Source organism: Parabacteroides sp. AF21-43 (assembly GCF_003635435.1).
Lineage (GTDB): Bacteria > Bacteroidota > Bacteroidia > Bacteroidales > Tannerellaceae > Parabacteroides > Parabacteroides distasonis.
In genome coordinates this window covers 1-2,157 of sequence record NZ_QTMG01000063.1, presented here as the reverse complement: position 1 = coordinate 2,157, position 2,157 = coordinate 1, and the positions used below count along the sequence as shown (strand labels likewise).

At 39.3% G+C, this 2,157-nt stretch carries 2 protein-coding genes; both read left to right on the top strand.

The features are described 5' to 3' along the window. The first annotated feature begins 614 nt into the window (after window positions 1-614). Window positions 615-803: a diguanylate cyclase gene (locus DWX84_RS21300; protein ID WP_129984389.1), complete on the top strand. Its 189-nt coding sequence runs from the start codon at window positions 615-617 to the stop codon at window positions 801-803. A 67-nt stretch (window positions 804-870) separates the two neighbouring features. Beyond that, on the top strand, window positions 871-1,299 hold the full coding sequence (locus tag DWX84_RS21295) for a DUF5053 domain-containing protein (protein ID WP_048927907.1): 429 nt from the start codon (window positions 871-873) through the stop codon (window positions 1,297-1,299). Window positions 1,300-2,157 lie beyond the last annotated feature (858 nt).

Below are 2,157 nucleotides of genomic sequence, written 5' to 3'. Positions count from 1 at the left end.
CTTGTCCATTTCCCTGCCGAATATGTGCTTGAAGCCGAAATCGGTGAAGGGGTTGATAAATTTTCCCATAGTGTTTATAGGTTTTAGTGATTAATAGGATATAGATGGCTCTTTTCCATCTTTGGCGATAAAGATACGATTTTTATTATATGGGGCATTCATTTAGGCTTTAAAAAAACACGTACGTGTTTTCAGAGGGGTATGATGCGGTCGTTATAGGAGTGGTCTTGGAAGATCTGTCTGTCATGTGAATGGGTGTTTTGTTGGCTTTTTGCTTGATATATACCGTATATTGTGACGGTTGCTTTTCGTTAGGCTCTCCATCTAGCGGCTAAGGGATGGTAATATGTGCATATACTGCGGCTATCGCATTACGAACCGTGGATGATTATTTCATAATATGTACGTTAGGAATACAAATGGTAATTTTCTCTGTAATGTTTAGATCTTGTGGGAAGTAAACACTACAAGCAAAATTCCCCCGGGCTTTCTGCTCCGGAGGGAATGAAGCCCTTTTGCCTGTGAGGGTGGAGTGGGTTTGTTATTATTAACACTGTAATATGCAAATGTATATTGTTGAATATTCATTTGCATATTATCTTTGTGACGTTATCATGATGACGCTTGAAGGGCTAAAGGCTCGGATGGAAGAACTAATAGGCCAATTAGAATTCCATTCCCGTTTCTACGACATGATCTTGGCCGAAGACATGGCGAATGAAACGGAACTACTTGAAGCGATTGACGAGATGCTTGATGAGTACATTGATTTGAGCGAACAAATCAAGAAGCTTCAAGGTTGAACAGAGGAGGAAGCTCGACTTCGGGTTTCCTCTATCTGATCACTTTATAAAAATAGGAGATATAAATATGAATGCGGAAGAAAAATTAAATAGCTTGATAGCGGAGTATCGTTTATTAAAGACAGAAGAAGAAAAAAAAGGCTTTGATGAAAAAATGCGACATACTTTATCCGAGATATCTCCGGAAGAACGTAAGAAATTTCGTAACGCATTTCTTATCTCAGCCAGACAGACATTAGCCAAAGCAAAGGAACTGAAAGAAGAGGCTGAAATCAAACTCTTATTGAATGGCGTAGATAATTATCTATCTCTCTCTCAAATAGCCCAAGATTATTTTGGTAAAAGCCGTAGCTGGCTTTACCAACGTATCAATGGAGCTATTGTCAACGGCAAACCCGCACAGTTTACGCCAGAGGAACGGCAACAGCTGTCCAATGCCTTATTAGCTATTAGTGAACGCATAAAGGATACAGCCTTAAAGCTAAAGGTGGGTTAATGAGGCTTTCCGCATCAAATGTAAGCCATAGCTTATTTGAAAATACGGGAAACATGTGCCTGTACAGGCCCTGATAACCAAGAAACGGACACTTTCATTGGTTGTTGAAGTGAATAACTAACGGCTTGTCGAGTGAATAACTGGCGGCTATACCTAGCCGCTAACTAACGGCTGTTGAAGTGAATAACTAATCACTTGGAAAGCCTTTTTATACCGGAACCAACAAGGTCTTCTCAGTGACTTTGGGATGCGCTTCAGTTATCCTGCGGGGCTTTTCTATGTCGATTATTCTATTGTAGCCCTTGCGGATGGATGGTAAGCGAAGCGGCGATAATCATGACAGTTTGTGCGAAACAAGGCTGTTTGTTTGACATACCTCTTCTTTGAAAAAGTCTAACCAGCGAGAAGAAATAGATGAAAAGAGCCTTTTTGTCTCTTATTTATAGGTAAAAGGCTGCTTTTCCGGTGAGAAAGGTGGTGTTTGCCCATGCGAATATATGCGTTAGCCGACGTAACCGTATGTATTAGGTGATACATACGGTAGTAATCCTCATCGCATACGATAGAAATAGCCTTCACATACGGATGAATTACAGGTTTTAGCCTTAAGAATATGAATTAGGATGAATAATTTTCGCCAGAATGAAAGGGCATATTCCGTTATCTTGTTATGGAATAACTACTTGCGAATATTTTTTCTCGTTTTACGGAACTATATGTATAATCTCCCGGAAAATTCGATTCTCAAGGACTTTAATTTTCAAAGTGTCACAATGACAATCCGTAAATTCCGGGTAACTCGTTTAATATAATATTAATGTACGCCTGTACATTAATTAATGCTATACTATAAAAGTT

What these genes read in the sequence shown, in the direction of transcription:
- DWX84_RS21300 (WP_129984389.1), top strand. Translation starts at nt 615, where the DNA reads ATGATGACGCTTGAAGGGCTAAAGGCTCGGATGGAAGAACTAATAGGC.
- DWX84_RS21295 (WP_048927907.1), top strand. Translation starts at nt 871, where the DNA reads ATGAATGCGGAAGAAAAATTAAATAGCTTGATAGCGGAGTATCGTTTA.